The sequence below is a fragment of the Shewanella sp. SR1 genome, assembly GCF_020447145.1.
GTDB lineage: Bacteria > Pseudomonadota > Gammaproteobacteria > Enterobacterales > Shewanellaceae > Shewanella > Shewanella baltica.
The window spans coordinates 67,844-84,738 of sequence record NZ_JAJAEF010000012.1 but is presented as its reverse complement, the minus strand read 5'-3'; the positions used below and the strand labels follow the sequence as shown (position 1 = coordinate 84,738).

At 45.7% G+C, this 16,895-nt stretch carries 12 protein-coding genes; 8 read left to right on the top strand and 4 right to left on the bottom strand.

The window, feature by feature from the left end; genetic code table 11:
* Window positions 1-60 precede the first annotated feature (60 nt).
* From KV201_RS13010 to fkpA, 3 genes are all read right to left on the bottom strand, one after another.
* Complete coding sequence (locus tag KV201_RS13010) at window positions 61-516, bottom strand: hypothetical protein (protein WP_006080417.1); 456 nt, start codon at window positions 514-516, stop codon at window positions 61-63.
* A gap of 110 nt (window positions 517-626) precedes the next feature.
* Window positions 627-3,254 carry an extracellular exonuclease ExeM gene (exeM, locus tag KV201_RS13005; RefSeq protein ID WP_226059565.1) on the bottom strand — a complete coding sequence of 876 codons (2,628 nt, stop codon included), beginning with the start codon at window positions 3,252-3,254 and terminating at the stop codon, window positions 627-629.
* A 619-nt stretch (window positions 3,255-3,873) separates the two neighbouring features.
* Window positions 3,874-4,647 carry an FKBP-type peptidyl-prolyl cis-trans isomerase gene (gene fkpA / locus KV201_RS13000; RefSeq protein ID WP_006080412.1) on the bottom strand — a complete coding sequence of 258 codons (774 nt, stop codon included), beginning with the start codon at window positions 4,645-4,647 and terminating at the stop codon, window positions 3,874-3,876.
* A gap of 154 nt (window positions 4,648-4,801) precedes the next feature.
* Between fkpA and KV201_RS12995 the strand changes: the two genes are divergently transcribed.
* The 7 genes from KV201_RS12995 (at window position 4,802) to KV201_RS12965 (ending at window position 13,932) form a co-directional block, all read left to right on the top strand.
* Window positions 4,802-5,752: a WD40 repeat domain-containing protein gene (locus KV201_RS12995; protein ID WP_012090064.1), complete on the top strand. Its 951-nt coding sequence runs from the start codon at window positions 4,802-4,804 to the stop codon at window positions 5,750-5,752.
* 9 nt (window positions 5,753-5,761) lie between these two features.
* A complete protein-coding gene (locus KV201_RS12990) occupies window positions 5,762-5,974 on the top strand; it encodes a SlyX family protein (RefSeq protein ID WP_006080410.1) in 213 nt (70 codons plus the stop codon).
* Between the two features lie 64 nt (window positions 5,975-6,038).
* Window positions 6,039-6,596 carry a peptide deformylase gene (gene def, locus KV201_RS12985; protein WP_006080409.1) on the top strand — a complete coding sequence of 186 codons (558 nt, stop codon included), beginning with the start codon at window positions 6,039-6,041 and terminating at the stop codon, window positions 6,594-6,596.
* On the top strand, window positions 6,596-7,999 hold the full coding sequence (locus tag KV201_RS12980; protein ID WP_226059564.1) for a COG3014 family protein: 1,404 nt from the start codon (window positions 6,596-6,598) through the stop codon (window positions 7,997-7,999). Before def ends, KV201_RS12980 begins: the two co-directional genes overlap by 1 nt.
* A 69-nt stretch (window positions 8,000-8,068) precedes the next feature.
* Window positions 8,069-8,662 carry a penicillin-binding protein activator LpoB gene (gene lpoB, locus KV201_RS12975; RefSeq protein WP_006080406.1) on the top strand — a complete coding sequence of 198 codons (594 nt, stop codon included), beginning with the start codon at window positions 8,069-8,071 and terminating at the stop codon, window positions 8,660-8,662.
* A 254-nt stretch (window positions 8,663-8,916) separates the two neighbouring features.
* A complete protein-coding gene (gene pepN, locus KV201_RS12970) occupies window positions 8,917-11,550 on the top strand; it encodes an aminopeptidase N (RefSeq protein WP_226059563.1) in 2,634 nt (877 codons plus the stop codon).
* A gap of 489 nt (window positions 11,551-12,039) precedes the next feature.
* Entirely contained in the window at window positions 12,040-13,932 is a 1,893-nt protein-coding gene (locus KV201_RS12965) for a methyl-accepting chemotaxis protein (RefSeq protein WP_226059562.1), read from the top strand.
* 136 nt (window positions 13,933-14,068) lie between these two features.
* Here the strand turns inward: KV201_RS12965 and KV201_RS12960 are convergent, their stop codons facing one another.
* Window positions 14,069-15,565 (bottom strand): diguanylate cyclase, encoded by a 1,497-nt coding sequence (locus tag KV201_RS12960; RefSeq protein WP_226059561.1) that lies wholly within the window; start codon window positions 15,563-15,565, stop codon window positions 14,069-14,071.
* 295 nt (window positions 15,566-15,860) lie between these two features.
* Here KV201_RS12960 and KV201_RS12955 point away from each other — a divergent pair, with 295 nt between their 5' ends.
* Window positions 15,861-16,814 carry a DUF72 domain-containing protein gene (locus tag KV201_RS12955; protein ID WP_226059560.1) on the top strand — a complete coding sequence of 318 codons (954 nt, stop codon included), beginning with the start codon at window positions 15,861-15,863 and terminating at the stop codon, window positions 16,812-16,814.
* Window positions 16,815-16,895 lie beyond the last annotated feature (81 nt).

Sequence of the window (16,895 nt, the reverse complement as noted above, 5' to 3'; positions counted from 1 at the left end):
TGGATGAAGTTCAACTAGTTTGCGCTAAGCCAGTCCCATCAATATTGGTAAAAATTAGACTCAAGCTAACCATTGTTTAGTGATACTCAACTGGCTAAACCAGACGAGAAACAATCCCCAAATTACCACCACACTCGGCATGATTAACGCGTCAGCCCCCAGCACAACAGCCGCTTGTTGAATGCAAAACACATAGCTCATTTGCAATAAAACCGCGATAAGCGAGGCAACCAGCACTTTATAGGCAAGGGATTTTCGTAATAACAACAATAGGCAGCCTAGAACGCCCGACACCACAGCAAAGCCAAATATCGCATCAACGAAAGCCGGCGTGGTTTCATAGAGTTTGATTTGATCTGGGCTCATTTGCGCCAAGGCATCCGGCGTCATGGTCATTTGGATCACAAAGGCCATCAGCCCCATGATATTCCACAATAAACTGAGCGTTGCGACAAAGTAAAACCACAGTGGCGCTTTCGCTTTAATGGTTTTCAGCGGATTTGAGACTGTATCCATACTCACTCCTAATAAAAACTGAAAAAAACAACTAAAAAAGGGATGGCGAACCATCCCTTCGTTTCAGTCTAGCTCACAAATAACACTTGTGAGTTCACCCGTTACACAGGTTAACGGCGACGACGTTGTAAACCAAACAAGGACATCAGTACTAAACCTAAATAACCCAAAGCACCGCCATCATCTTTAGGCGTTGGCTCAGGTTTTGGTGGCACTACTGGCGCTGGGTAGCTTAAGGCAACGATCACAGGATCGTGGTCCGATGCAGAGAACGCATTTTCAGATTTAGCCAGATCACCAGAGAACTTCTTACCGTATTCAAACAGGTTAGATTCCACTGAGTTGATGTGCCAATCTTCAATATCCACTAAACGTTTGGCTAAGCTAGCATTGGCTAAAGCGTGGTCTAAGTTGCCTAGCTCGCCGTTATAGCTGTAAGAGTAAGTGCCTGCACCGTGGGCTTTCGTGTTCAAGTTGATCAGGCCATAGCCTTTTTCAATCTTGCTACCTTGGCGTTCAAATACTTTGCCATCGAGCGTCGTCCACGAAGCGGTCATGATGTCACGATCTGACTTGCTCGCATCAAAGTCGGTCAGCACACGGATAGGATCTTCCATGCCGTAGGCATTCATATCACCGATGATCAGTAAGTCGCCCTTCACGTCTTTTAGCGTTTCACCCAAGACTTTGGCAGCAGATACGCGGAAAGCATTACACTTGCCCTGTTGATCGGCAGGATCGACTGACTCTTCGAAGTTAGCCCAATCTTCTAAACAGCCTGAGCCTTTAGATTTCAGATGGTTAACGACTACGGTCAGCGACTCATCATGGATTTTAAAGGTTTGCGCTAAGCTGTGACGTTGGTAAGCATCGTTACCTGGATTTGTCTCAGTTTTGCCATCTTTAGTACGAGTCACGCTGCCAGCACTGGCATGTTGCTCAGGAGTATCGATAGCTTGAGCAGCACCTGCTAAGGTCACTTTGCCGCCGCGGTATAACATGCCCACAGTGATAGCATCCGTGCCAAAATACTTGCCGTCATACTTGTCGGCGTCGGTGATTTCAACAAAGCTATAAGCGTTTTCAGGCGTTTGCTTCTCGTTCAGTGCATCGACTAAGTTTTTAATCGCACTCTTCTCACCAAAACCGTTGTTAGCAATTTCCATCAGACCGACGATATCGGCGTTCATGGCAGTAATAGCGCTAACGATTTTAGTACGTTGTAGCACCATTTCTTCCAACGTTAGGGCGCCACGGTTACTACCTGATGGATTGGTATCGCCACCATCAACATCGTTAAAGAAGTTCAGCACGTTAAAGCTAGCCACGCGCAGATCGCCCTTAGTGGCGACGCTTGGGGCATCAGTTCTGTCATCACCACGGATAAAATCACCCGCTGTAATAGTGTTAGTTGCCACTAAACGATAAGCGCCGTAGCTGTAACCAATCACGCCTTGCAGGTTAGTCAGTTGGTCGCCCACACGGATATAGCCCATTTCCACATTGAAATCATGGAAGTATGGAATAACACCGTCGGCGGGTTTGATATCTGATTCGATAAAGAGTTGGTTTTCGAGGTTAGATTTAACTAACGCGGTCGCTTCGGCAGAAAGCGCGGGATAAAGCTGTGTCGACTTCATCAAAGGCGCTTGATAAGACGCTAACATGTTGTTACGACGGCCTGCGTAATCATAGCTAAAGGTACGGCTGATCTTAAGATCGCTGCCCGCATCTAAAGCCACATTCATGCCTTCATAACGCTCTAATGCTTGCGCTAAGGTTTCGCCATCGGCGACATAGAAAGGCGCGGCAACTGGGACTTCACCCTTAGCACCAACTTCAAATTTCTTATCGGCTTTAATATCGATTTGAGTTAAGCCAAAGTATTCTTTCACTTTACCTTGTACACAAACTTCAACCCCAGGTTGAATCGCTTCAGGCGCAGCTTCACCTAAGAATACAAACACACCATCAGAGGTATACGGTGAGTTATCACCTTTCACTTCTTGTAGATAAAAACCTTTAAACAAGCTTTCGCCACGAGCAGTCACTATACCGCGCACTGTGACTTCAGCTTCAGATTCAGCTATAGCGTCAAATGCACCTTCTGGAACATAAGGGCTAAATGCACCCGCACCTTGCACTTGATAAATTGGCACTATTTTAGCGCCCGTACAGCTAAAGAGCGGCACTTCTGGCTTTACAGGCATATCTAGCAAGCCTAAACCAGAGAAGGTATCTTTAGGGAATTGCTCCCACTGGGCGGCATTGAAAACACTATTAGCCTCGAGCGAATCTAACTTGCGTATAAAAGTAGCGTCAATGCCCCAATCCTTTGATCTAGGCAGGCTCCCGATAATGTCGACAACCACACTATCCTTAAGGAGTGCGACTGCATCCTCACCGTTAAAATAGATAGCACTACCATTAATTGCATCAACTTCAGCAGCCAAACCTAAAGCAGCGCTTGGATGTTTAATAACCTTTAACTTTTTGGCACCGATAGTCTGACCATCTAATAACGCCATGTCTGTTGCAACTGTACTGCCATTTTTATATTGAACTAGCTTATAGCCAGTCAAATCAACTGCTGCAGTGCCATTATTATAAATTTCAATCGCTTTATTGTTTGCGCTACCTTCAACATATTCGGTAATCATCACATCTGCGCTTGCCATCATAGGCAAAGCCGCTGCGACAGCTAAAGAAATCGCCGTTAACTTATTAACATTATCCATATCATCAACCCCATTATTATAATATTGCCGCTAACTTCTATTAACGTGCGGGCGAATTATTTCAGAGTTGAATGCGTAAAAAAAGAGGGCAAGATCGCACATTGCCAATGTAACACATTGATGAGTAAATGATTATTGACGCAGCACTGTTCACCTAGCAGAACAAGGTAATAATTCGAAAGTATTAGCCAAATGAAAACAAACAGTAAGAGCAATACACATAGACACAGCCAAAGCACTAATACGAACAAATAATAATCAATATTTTAATGTGATATTTTGATGATATTATTCAGTATGCTATACCCAATAAAATATAAAGAACGCGGCGCTTTAACAGATGACTGATATCATTAAAACGTAATTTAGCCTTCATCATTTTAAAATAAATCCAACGCTAAAACGGACTAGATTTAATGATTAATATCATCCATTGGTACAGCCGATAGATATTGATGATCGCTATATAAAACTAAACATGAGTTAAGGCTGTAAACCTTGTATAGCAAGGTAATAAATTAAGCATTAAAACAATAATTTGATTTTTACAGACAAAAAAATACCGCTCATTTAGGAGCGGTATTTCACTTACTGCGTATTAAACGCGGCAGTTAATTCATTACTTTTTAGCTGCTGGTTCAGCGGCTGGCGTTGCAGACGCTTTCTCAACTGATTTCAATTCAACTTCAAAAACCAGTGTGGAATTTGGTGGAATAGTACCAGTGTCACGCTCGCCGTAGGCTAAGTTTGCAGGAATAACAAACTTGTACTTAGCGCCAACAGGCATTAATTGCACGCCTTCGGTCCAACCTGGGATCACGCGGTTCAGTGGGAACTTAGCCGTTTGACCACGTTTGTATGAACTGTCGAACTCAGTACCGTCGATTAAAGTACCCACATAATCCACTTCTACAGTGTCTTCTGCGGCAGGTTTTTCGCCAGTACCTGGTGTTAATACTTCATATTGTAAGCCAGACTCAGTTGTCACTACGCCAGACTTAGCCTTATTTTCTTCAAGGAATTTTTTACCGTCTTCGATGTTCTTAGCAGAAATCGCAGTCGCTTGTTCCTGACGTTTATCGTTTAACTTTTTATCTAGACCTTGAAGAATGGTTTGCATTTCTTCTTCGGTTAATTTTAATTGGTCATTCAGACCATTAGTGAAACCAGTGACGATCAGAGTGCGATCAACTGGTAGGCCTAATTCTTCTTGCTCTTTGATATGGCCAGACATGTAACGACCGATTGAAGCGCCTACACTGTAAGCTTCTTTTTGAGCTTCTGTCGTTAATTCAACACTTGTACTCGCAGCAGCTGCTTTTTCTTCTTGATTACAAGCAGATAGGCCAATAACAGCCAATGCAACTAACGATAATTTATAAATCGATTTCATTAAAGCTTCCTCAGCATCCTCAAGCGGTTACAATAACCTAAGCGAGACAACTTTATACTAGTTATCTCGGTTATACCAACTAGATTCTTTATGGGTTAACAGTGATTAATGTCACTTGATCAAGTCTAAAGACAGCAACTTAGGGAGCAAGTTCATGAAGAAAAATCTACTGCTGGTAATTTGCACAATTTTTCTGACAGCTTGCCATCCTAAAGCGGAAGACATTAGCGTTCTCACCACGGAACCTAGCTATAGCGCGAGTCTATCGAGCAATGGACAATTCGCCTTAGTCGCCACCCAAAGTAGTGGAGTCCAATGCTGGGACCTCAGTACTCATACACTTAAATACCAATGGATACATGGCGATATCAATACTGGCGTCACAGGTACGGCGATTTCGCCCAACGGGCTATTTGCTGCGTCGTTAAGCCGAGATTCAGTTGCCATGTGGAGAATAGCCGACGGAAAATCCCTAGGATGGTGGTCTTTGCCTTCATCCGGTGAAAGCGTGGCGGTAGCCGATAATGGCGCACTACTCATTGGTTTAAATGATGGTTCCGTTATGTCGCTCAATGCAGCCCAAAGTGCCTTAATCAAATTTCTGGGACATAAAGATCGCGTCAATAGCGTGGCCCTCTCCGCGGATGGTCGATTAGCATTAACGGGTTCGAATGATATGCAGGCGATTCTTTGGCAGGCGCAAACGGGTCAGCCGCTTCATACTTGGACCTTAGGCAGCCGTATCACTAAAGTGGCGCTTAACGACAGTGGCACACTAAGTTTTACCAATGGCAGTACAAATGAAGCCAAAATCTGGGATAACACTAGCGGTAAGCTGTTAAATCAGTTAGATATTACACGTCGGCAGATGAACTTTTCTGCCGTGAGGTTTATCAAACAAGACAGCCAGATATTAACGGGAACGCCGGCGCGGGAAGTCATATTGTGGCAACGCGATTCGGGTAAGGAAATTGAAAAATGGCAGGTTGCACTCACTAAAAACAGCCAAAATCGAGGAGCCGTTGTATACTCTGTGGCAATTCGAGATACCAATAAAGTTGTTAGTATCAGTAGCCAAGGCTTAGTTGAGACTTGGCAGCAATAGAGGTTAGTCATGCAAGGCGTACAAGCACAGATTGAAGATCTAGAAACCAAATTGGCTTTTCAAGAGCTCACAGTCGAAGAGTTAAACCAAGAAGTGATCAAATTAAATCGACTTGTGGCTCACCAGCAGCACCAAATTCACATGTTAATTGGTAAGTTACAAGACATGGAACCGAGTAATATGGCGACTCAGGCTGAAGAAACGCCGCCGCCACATTACTAATACTGACGCTTTAAAATAAGACTTTGATTCAAAGACGGTTACCGCAAAATATCCAGGGAATGCGATGTTTAAACATTTGATGCCAAAACAAACCCCGCCTTTATTACCCATAGCGTTAGTGGGTGAAGCTATCCTAGGGCAGACTGCAATTGCAGTGCATCATTTCGATGCCGAGCTCGCGCACCTTGCAGAGCAAATGTCTGCCAGCATGGAAGCCGCCAAAGGCGTTGGCATCGCGGCGCCACAGGTTCACAGTCCCTTAGCTTTATTTATTATGGCTTCTCGCCCAAATGAGCGTTATCCAGACGCACCCAATATGGCGCCTGTGGTCGTGGTTAATCCGCAAATAATTCATGCATCGAGTGACTTAGTCGGCGGCGAAGAAGGTTGCCTGTCCGTTCCCGGCCAACGATTTAACATACTAAGACATCAAGCCATTGAAGTGCGCTACCAGAATTTACAAGGCGAGTGGCAACAGGCCGAATTAACAGGCTTTATTGCGCGGATTTTTCAACACGAATTTGATCACCTGCAAGGGATCACCTTACTCGAGCGTTCACGTATGCCTGAACAGGCTCAGTCGATTTCAGCCCAGTCCATCGAACAAGGTGAAGCGCAATAATGAAACTGTCTTTGGTTACACCTATATCTCGCGCGTTTATCGCCCCCGCTTTGGCAATAGGATTGGCGCTAGGTTTATCGGGCTGCGCCTACAACAGTATTTTTATTAATTACCCTTCACAGATTGAACCGCTTAAACAAGAGTTGAATAGTGCAACGCCCTTGGCCGATATCGACAAACTTGCCAGCAATATCAATGGCAACGATGGCCTGCTCTATGCTCAAGAAGCGGGCCGTATTGCTCAAGTCGCCGGCGATTTTGCGGCCAGTAAAAAGTACTACCAACAAGCGGTCGATGCTTACACCGCCTTTGATGATAAGGCCAAAGTCAGCGTCAGTGATATTAGTGCCACAGCCAGCAGCTTAGTGTTAAACGACAATGCGATTCCGTACCGAGGGCCTGGATATGAACGCATCATGCTGCACCAATACCAAGCGCTAAACTATTTGTTTAGTGGCGATTACCAAGGTGCTTTAGTCGAAGTTCGTCGCAGTAACGAGTTACAAAGCAGCGAACAAGAGCGTTATCAAAAATCGCAAAAGTCAGTGCAAGCCATGGCGAACGGGACTATCGATGCCGAGGTCAACAAGCTAGGTCAAGCCGCAGGCACTGTGACGAGTTCTTTCTTAAACGCTTACAGCTATTACACCACTGGCGTATTACATGAAGTACTGGGTGAGCCGAACGATGCCTATATCGATTATCGTAAAGCGGCGCAAATCACCCCAGACAACACCTATTTACAGCAAGATCTGGTGCGTCTCGCCAAGCAACTCGGCATGCCGCAATATGATGAGTTTAAACGTCGTTGGGGCGATGCTAAATTACCTAATCCCAAAGATGGCCAAGTGATTTTGATGGTCGAGCGCGGCTTTGTGCCTGCTAAGCAAGCCCTCACCGTGCCTTTTACTATCCATGGCAATTGGCAAACCGTGTCGCTAGCCACTTACATGCCAAACAATACTTTTGTGCCAGAGACGCAAGTGCAAGGTTTAGGTACAGTGCTGAAAACTGAACCTATTGCCAATATCGATGCCTTAGCCATCACAGCACTCAAGGAAGATCTGCCCGCAACCTTGGTTCGTCAAGTCGCACGTGTCTATGCCAAATCTGAGATGGCCTATCAGGTTGGAAAGAGTGGCAGCCCCGGAAACAATGCCGCCGATATTGGCAGCATAGCGATGCAGATTTTTAACGTAGTAACAGAGCAAGCGGATCGCCGTAGTTGGCTGACGCTGCCTAAACAAGCACAGATCGGGCGGCGTTATTTGAGTGCAGGTGAATACACTTTGCAGTTAGATAAAGCGCCACCGGCAAAAATTGACGTTGCAGCAGGCAAAACCACCTTAGTCTGGGCAATTGATACTGGTAATTACACCCGAATTTATTCAATAATCATTTAGCCTAGCGGTTGTGGTATTTGAATAAGACGTGTGTCATTAAGTTTATACAATCACAAAATGGAACTGACTATGAAACAATTTAAACTGATTTTTGTGCTGGCTGCCGTTATGGGTCTGGCTGCATGTCAATCTAAAGTCGAATATGGCGATGCCACCGAAGTTGAAACCGTCAATGAGAATTTTGGCTCAACGGATCTACAAGCTATTGCAGCCAAGATGGTGGATAGCATGATGACTTTCCCTCCTATCGTGGCCATGACAGCCAATAGCCGTCCGATTTTATTTGTCGACAGCATCAAGAACAAAACCTCAGAGCACATTGATACTGAGTCTGTTACTGACTCTATCAGCAACAAACTATTGCGCTCAGGCAAGTTCCGTTTTATCGACATGACTAAAGTAGATTCAGTCCGTAAGCAATTGGATTACCAAAACAACACTGGCATGGTTGATCCATCAACCGCCATCAAGTTTGGTCGTCAAATCGGCGCGCAATACATGTTATACGGCAATTTATCTAGCATAGTTAAGCAAGACGGTAGCACTAAAGACGTGTACTACAAGATGACAATGCGTTTAATGGATTTAGAAACAGGCCTGATCGAATGGTCTGATGAAAAAGAAATCCGTAAGATGAAGTCTAAGTCTTTCTTAGGCATGTAATTGTCTATTGGCGCTTACTGTCGCCAAACAGAGTTTCCAAGAAGCCAGCTTAAACGCTGGCTTTTTTTTACATTTTTAACATTGGTTATCCAAGGTAAATAAGGTAGTGTACTCGGCCAAAATACACTGCAATGATGCTGCTTCAAATCGGCGTTGGCGCGGGGGATCATTTGCCACTCAGGCAACCCCAAACTCCCGATATTGAAAGTAAATATCCAAGCAGAAAACAAAACAAATTGTTGAAGGATTTAGTTGTGAACTTGTTTAAAGCCAGTTTTGTTGCCCTTGCCTGCGGCGCATTGATGTCGTGTGCCACCCAAAGCACTCTTAATACGGGCCCACGTGACGCCAGTGCTTACATTAGCCAGTATCAGGCCGCGCTGCGCTCGCAGATCATTTCTGATGTTCGCTATGAACTGGATTTTCAGCTCACAGGGGAAGCCGAGTTTTCCGCCACCTCTAAAGTGACCTTTCAATTAAGTGAAATACCAAAACAACTGAGCTTAGATTTAAACAAGGCACAGATAAAACGCTTTATCATCAACGGTACCGCCGTATATCCAAACTATAATGGCGCTTACATTAGCTTAAATACGCGTCTGCTGACCTCGGGTGAAAACACGGTTGAAGTGCAGTTTACCCGCCCTCACAGCACCAACGGCGAAGGTTTGCACCGTTTTAAAGATCCGGTCGATGGCAAGGTCTATCTCTATTCGCATTTTGAACCCGCCGCCGCGCAGCAAATGTTTGCCGTATTCGACCAACCGGATATCAAAGCCAACTATCAGATTACGGTCACAGCGCCCAAAGATTGGCAAGTGATTAGCACTATGCGTGAAAGCCAAATCACTCCAGCGGGCGCTTACAATCGTTGGATCTTCCCTGATACGCCAAAACTCAGTCCGTATAATTTTTCTATGCACGCGGGCCCTTACCACATGTGGCAGGACAACTCGGGCCGCTATCCGATGCGCCTGTTCGCCCGTGAATCTGTGGCGAATCAAGTCACACCGCAGGATTGGTTTAACTATACCAAACAAGGGTTAACCTTCTTCGATAACTACTTTGGCATTCCATATCCCTTTAAGAAATATGATCAAATTCTGGTGCCTGATTTCCTCTATGGCGCCATGGAAAACGCCGGTGCTGTGACCTTTGCCGAGGATCATTTCCTCTATAAAGCAGCCATGACGGCAGATCAAAAACAAAGCCTAGCCGGCGTGATCATGCATGAAATGGCGCATCAATGGTTTGGCGATCTCGTGACCATGAAATGGTGGAATGGCCTGTGGCTCAATGAAAGCTTTGCCTCCTTTATGGGCACGCTTGCGACTCAGGAGGCGACCGAATTCACCAATGCTTGGCGCACTTTTTACGCCAAAGGCAAACAAAGAGCTTATGAGCAGGACAGCTTAGTCACTACGCATCCAATTGAAGTGCCAGTGGCAACAACCCAAAACGCCTTCGACAATATCGATGCGATCACTTATCAAAAAGGCGCATCGACACTGAAACAACTGCGCCACTTGCTGGGCGACATGGTGTTTCGCCGTGGAGTCAGCAATTATTTAAAACAATATAGTTATCAAAATGCCGAGTTAGATGATTTTATCAATAGCCTAGGCAAAGCCGCTGGTCGTGATTTAAGCGCATGGACTCAAGAATGGCTCTACAGCGCGGGCGTTAACACCATCAAGGCGGAATATCGCTGTGAAGGTAACCGTATCAGCGACTTTAGCTTGATACAGCTCCCAGCAAGCGCTGAGCTGCCAACATTACGCGAACAAAAAGTCCAAGTGGCCCTCTTTACCCAAGGCCGCTTCGATTTGCGTCATGACGTCACTGTGCCTGTGACTTACAAGGGTGAGCGTACCGAAGTCAAACAACTGATTGGTGAGCGCTGCCCAGACTTAGTCTACCCAAACTTTGATGATTGGGGCTTTGTGAAAGTCGAGCTCGATGACAAATCCTTTAACACCGCAAAACAGCAGTTGAGTAATGTGTCAGATCCACTGCTGCGCTCTATGCTGTGGCAAAGTCTGTGGGACAGCGTTCGTGAAGGTAAATTGAGCTTAGATCAATACCTAAGCACAGTGTTTGTTAACGCGCCTGCTGAGACGGACTACACCATTGTTGGTCAGATCATCGATAGCATGTTGCGCTCGAAGCAGTATCTCGCACAAATCGCACCTATTCAGCAAAACTACGCTGAGAATGCAATCAAAGGCTTAAGCCAGATGAGCCTTAGAAAAGCGATGGAAAGCAAAGGCGATAATGACTTCCAACGTATTTGGTTCGATGCGTATGTCAGTTTAGCCAGCGACAGGGATTCACTGCGCCATTTAGCGCAACTCGTTGACGGTGAAACAAAAATTAAGGGGTTAACCTTAGATCAAGATTTACGCTGGGCGATCATCACCCAGCTCAATCGCTATGATTTCCCTAACGCGCAGCAACGTTTAACCAAAGAAGCGGCTAAGGATAATTCGGACTCAGGCGAAAAAGCTGCGCTTGCGGCGCAAGTGATCCGCCCAGAAGCGGCGGCCAAACGTCGCTGGTTAAGTAAGGTTCATCAAGACAGCCTGCCTTTCTCTAAGCAACGGATCATTATGGAAAATCTTTATCCTGCGGAGCAGAAACTATTGAGCGCGGCTACGGCGGAAGAACGTTTGGCGAGCTTGAGGGATATGGATAAAAAAGGCCCTGTGTTTATGCGTAACTACGCTCACAACTTGATTCCTACTGATTGTAACTACACTAGCATAGCGGCATTGGATAAAGTGCTTGATAGCCAAACTGGATTATCGAATCTCACCCGCCGCAATCTATTAGAAACCCGTCAAATGGAACAGCGCTGCGTGCTGATCAAAAATAAAATGACTCAATGAGATTAAGGCCATTTTAGAATTAACAAGGAGCTTCTAGGAGCTCCTTTTTTATGTGCCGTAATAAATGAAGCCTAAGCACGAAGCAGAACAACAAGACTCTCCACAAAAACTTAGCCTTCAAATAAACAAGCTTTCATTCTGAATAATCAATTAATCGAACTCGTGAAACGGTAACATATTTAATTATATCGTGAGCCAAAACGAATTTATTTTAACGGTCTACAGACGATAAAAAATGAAATTTTTCATTTATAGAATATTATTCATCCACCTCGATTCAATCTTCAAAGTTTTATCAAGTAGCCATTAATAAAGAATGGCTCACTCAATCGTTATTAACATAAAAATCATGCGATTATAAAAATTCTAAATTATGGGCGTCACGTCTAAATTTATTACTATAATTCACTAATGGTTTAATGTTTTTCCCCTTGCTGCCGCTATACTAAAACAACGTTAGAGAGCTAACGGAATATAAAGGAATAGATTATGCGATCGACACTCAAAACACGGCTGCTGTTCAGCAGTCTTTCCGCGGTACTGATCACTATTGCTGTACTCGTAAGTATCTCTAGTTATTTCATTAGAAATAATGCGTTAGAAAACACTCAACATGAAATTGACCAACTGGCGAATACCTTTTCATCCGGTATTGGTCAGTGGATGCAAGACAGAAAAATGGCCATTACCAGCCTAAAACAAGCCATTGAAGCCGATCCAAGTACAAACGTTACCCCTCATTTATTGCAAGCGCATACTGCGGTTGACTTTGCCCTCACCTATTATGGCGACGAGCAAGGCAACATGTATCGTCAAGATCCGTCTCTAAATACCGCGAATTATGATCCCCGCGTTCGCCCTTGGTATATGGACGCTAAAGCTGCCGGTAAAATGATCATGACGGCGCCCTACGTCAGCGCCACACTGAAAAAACAAGTCGTGACGATTGCCGAACCTGTAATGAGTTCGGGCCAGCTGATAGGCGTGGCAGCAGCGAACTTAACCATAGATCAATTGACCGATGCGGTGCAGCGCCTCGAAGTACCGGGCGAAGGTTATACCTTGATGGTCGATAATGCAGGACTCATCATCAGTCATCCCAATAGCCAGCTCAATACCCAACAACTCACGAAAATTGATAGTGATTTTAGTAATAGCTGGTTATCACAGCGCACCAATGCCAATACCATGGAAGAACGCACCCTCGATGGCGCCACTAAGTTAGTTTATGTGGCGGCAATTCCCTCAACGGACTGGGCGCTGATTTTTGTGATGGATAAACAAGAAATCATGTCACAGGCAACCGATCTTGCCTGGTGGATGTCGGCCGTAGGTGTCGCCCTATTAGTGCTATTTGGCTTGATTTTAATCGCGATTTTCAAAATCCAATTCAAAGATCTCGAACGCGTTGCCCAAGCACTCAATGATATCGCCGAAGGTGATGGCGACCTAACAGTGCGCATTCATACTGCCAACAGTCACGATGAAATTGGTATGTTGGCTTCGGGCTTTAACCGCTTTGTGGAACGTCTCCATGGCATGATTTCCCGTATGCACAAGATTGCCGGTCAATTGGAGCATCAAGCCCAAGGCAGCAGCGCTTCGGCTACGGACAACAGCCAACGCATTGAAGTACAACAAGATGAAGTGACTATGGTCGCCACGGCTGTCACCGAAATGGCCAGTGCCACCGAAGAGATTGCCAGCAACGCCGAGCACACAGCACAAACGGCGCAAAATGCAGTCGGGCTTTCGAATCATGGCCACAAACAAGTCGCCCAGAGTCAGCAATCTATCCGTAATTTAGCCAGTGAAGTTGAAACTGCCGGCCGAATTATCGGTGAACTGAATGAGCACTCACAGAAGATCAACAGTATTCTGTTAACAATCAGTGGCATCGCCGAACAAACCAACTTACTCGCACTCAACGCAGCCATTGAAGCCGCGCGTGCGGGTGAACAGGGCCGCGGTTTTGCTGTGGTTGCCGATGAAGTTCGAGTACTGTCACAACGCACTCATTCATCGACCCAAGAAATTCAAGCGATGATCGAAACCCTCCAACAAACCGCCGGCAAAGCCGTTAAATCTATGACTCAGAGTCATGAAATGGCAGAAACCAGTGTGGCCGACGCTAATTCCGCCAGCGAAAGTCTGTTGCTGATCAGTAAAGCCATTAATGATATTTCGGATATGGCGAGCCAAATTGCCACGGCAGCTGAAGAGCAAACTTCAGTCACCAGCGAAATCAACCGCAATACCGAGTCGATTCGTGAAGTGTCGGAGAATCTGTCGATTGAGGCGCAAACCTCTATGGTGCAAGCGCAGGAACTCGCCCACTTAGCCGCGTCATTACAGCAGGAAGTAAATCGCTTCAAACTGTAGAGTCATCACGACTCTATACCCTGATACGGTAAAACCGCTACATACAATAATGCCCGCGAATGTCACTGACATTCGCGGGCATTTCTTTACACATTCCAGTAATTCAAACTCTTGCGCTTGAACGTCTCAATCAAACTCACACTATCTTAGTCACCTTGTTATCAAGGTTATTTAACTCAGTGTCTTTTAATTCACGGTCTTCTAACTCAGTGTCTTTTAACTCAGCGCTCTTTAACTCAGGAGCCGCTGTCAAAGGATCTGCATGCAGGTTTCTCAGCCCTTGATAGCCCATTTCAATGCGATTGCCCCCATTCTTCTTGGCCTTATACATGGCTGCATCTGCACAGGAAAGTAACTGTTTTTCGTCCGTGCCGTGCTCTGGATACAAGGCAATACCGATACTTGGCAGAATATGGATTTGCTGATCGGTAAGCTCAAAGGGTTGATTGAGCACTTGTAATATTTTTTGCGCTGCCAACAGGGTATTTTGTGCCGAATCAACGCGCTCGAGTAAGATGACAAACTCGTCGCCCCCAAAACGCGCTACGGTATCTGAGCCCCTTACACAGCTGACAATACGTTGCGCTGTCACTTGCAGCAATAAATCGCCCACACTATGGCCAAAGGTATCGTTTACCCACTTAAACTTATCTAAGTCTAAATAAAGTAAAGAGAAATAACTTGATTCCCTATGGGCGCGGGATAGCGCCTTTTGAAACCTGTCGTAAAAAAGCTCACGATTGGGCAACAGGGTTAGCTGATCATACAGCGCAATATGCTCTAATCGCGCAAGCATTTGTCGGCGTTCAATCGCAAAGGCAATTTGCGTAGAAACAAACTCCAATAACTCACGGTCTTGGTGCGTATAAGAAGCCGAAGTGGGCAAGCTATGCATCATCAAGGCACCGATAACACCTTTTTGCAGCTTTAGCGGCACACCCAACCAACTTAAATTGCCATTACCCAGCTCTTCACGAATGGCTTGGGGATACTCAGATAAGGTCACGGGACACAGGAGTAAAGACTCTGCACTGTGGATCACTTGTTCGGTAAACAAGCTGAAACTTGCAATATCGACCAGTGAATTATCACCCGCAGCGGCTTTGTAAGGGAAACTGAGTTCATTTAAATCTTGATCGTACAATGCGATAGCAAAGTTTGCCGCGGGCAGCAATTTTGCAATGATTTCATGGATGCGGCGATATAGGGCTAGCAAGTCCTCAGCGACATGCACAGCTTCAGAAATCTCATACAGTGCAGCTTGTCTGCGTTCGGCGTTTTTACTCTTAGAGATATCTCTGGCGACCGCGACGCGTTGTTGGTAAGCATCGGACCAGCGTGCGGACCACAAAATATCGACAATGACGCCGTCTTTACGCACATAACGGTTTTCGAAATCGACCTTATAACGGCCCGCCATAATCTCATTAGCGGTTGCAAGTGTGCGCTCTCTATCCTCTGGAATAACAAGATCGAGCATCTGCATCCCAATCATTTCTTCTGGGGTATAGCCAAAAATGCGTTCTGCCCCGGCACTGACAAATTCAAACCGCCCAGTTTTATCGACGACGCAAATAGCATCCAAGAGAAGGTCGATAAAATTACTTAGGGAAGTGTAGCCATCATTATTCACGCAGTTCTCCAATAAACGTCTGTCTTTGGCTAAGTCTTAAGCTCGATCATAAGCATAAAAAGAGTAATAACGCACTATTAGAGTAGGTTAATTTTCAATGTCATTCCAGAGTTGGCCAAGTTAAGTCCAGCTTTTACGGGATTAAATGCACAACAAAATCAAATACAATACCTCAAGCCATCAGCGGCTCGATTTGACTCTAGGCTATTAGTATCGGCACAATGCCCCCAAACTCTAGCCTACATAAGACTAGGGTTACATTGGCAAATGTGAATAATTTTTAAGGAATTTATTTTTGGATGAGTTGCGTTCTGGGCTAGATAAACCCAGCCATTTTCGCCTTGGCCTAGCCATGTGGTCACACTCGAATTGGCAAGAGAGTGTTTATGGCCATGGGATTAAACAAGCGGAGCGACTCGCCCGTTACGCCACGATATTCAACACTGTCGAAGGTAATACCAGCTTCTACGCGACGCCTGCACAGCAAACCGTGATGAACTGGCACAGTGCCACGCCCGATGATTTTCGCTTTACCTTCAAGCTGCCGCAAACCATTACTCACCAAAGACTATTGCAACACTGCGGCCAAGAGTTGAAGGATTTCTTCCAAGTAATGGCGCCATTAATCGATAAAACGGGGATCTGGAAAATTCAACTTCCCGCCCATTTCGGCCCAGAAAACTTACCTGTGTTAGCACAATTTCTCAATCAAGTCCCCCAAGGATTAACCTATGGCGTTGAAGTCAGGCATGCAGCGTTTTTTGCGAAGGGAGACGCCGAGCGCGCACTCAATCGATTACTTATCGATAAAAAAGTGAATCGCATAATCATGGATAGCAGGCCCTTGTTTGCCCTGCCGCCCAGCAACGCCGCCATTATCGACGCCCATAAGAAAAAGCCGCGGGTGCCAGTGCATGCGATTGCCACCGCCAATCATCCTGTGGTGCGCTTTATCGGCCAACCAGACGATGCCGTAGCACAACTCGCGCAGCAAGGTGTTAGCGCTTTGCCTAAGGATAACGATGCCTTTTTTGATAATTGGCTCACCCAACTCCCGCTATGGCTCGCAGAAGGTCGAGAGCCCTATCTGTTTATTCATACTCCCGATAACGAAACCGCGCCTGAACTCGCCATCCGTCTCTATCAAACATTGCGCAGCCAAATTGCAGCGCACATTCAACTCGCCGAGCTAAGCCTACTTGAGAAGATACCTGAGGAGACAAGTACGCAGATGGGACTTGCTTGGTAAAACGGGCGCGAGGTAAAACGGACGCAAGAAGAAACCCACGGAAAGCTCGCCGTGGGTATATACCCAAACAACCTGAAGATG

What these genes read in the sequence shown, in the direction of transcription:
- KV201_RS12980 (WP_226059564.1), top strand. Translation starts at nt 6,596, where the DNA reads ATGAAACTGTCTTTGGTTACACCTATATCTCGCGCGTTTATCGCCCCC.
- KV201_RS12965 (WP_226059562.1), top strand. Translation starts at nt 12,040, where the DNA reads ATGCGATCGACACTCAAAACACGGCTGCTGTTCAGCAGTCTTTCCGCG.
- KV201_RS12990 (WP_006080410.1), top strand. Translation starts at nt 5,762, where the DNA reads ATGCAAGGCGTACAAGCACAGATTGAAGATCTAGAAACCAAATTGGCT.
- fkpA (WP_006080412.1), bottom strand. Translation starts at nt 4,647, where the DNA reads ATGAAATCGATTTATAAATTATCGTTAGTTGCATTGGCTGTTATTGGC.
- lpoB (WP_006080406.1), top strand. Translation starts at nt 8,069, where the DNA reads ATGAAACAATTTAAACTGATTTTTGTGCTGGCTGCCGTTATGGGTCTG.
- KV201_RS13010 (WP_006080417.1), bottom strand. Translation starts at nt 516, where the DNA reads ATGGATACAGTCTCAAATCCGCTGAAAACCATTAAAGCGAAAGCGCCA.
- exeM (WP_226059565.1), bottom strand. Translation starts at nt 3,254, where the DNA reads ATGGATAATGTTAATAAGTTAACGGCGATTTCTTTAGCTGTCGCAGCG.
- def (WP_006080409.1), top strand. Translation starts at nt 6,039, where the DNA reads ATGTTTAAACATTTGATGCCAAAACAAACCCCGCCTTTATTACCCATA.
- KV201_RS12995 (WP_012090064.1), top strand. Translation starts at nt 4,802, where the DNA reads ATGAAGAAAAATCTACTGCTGGTAATTTGCACAATTTTTCTGACAGCT.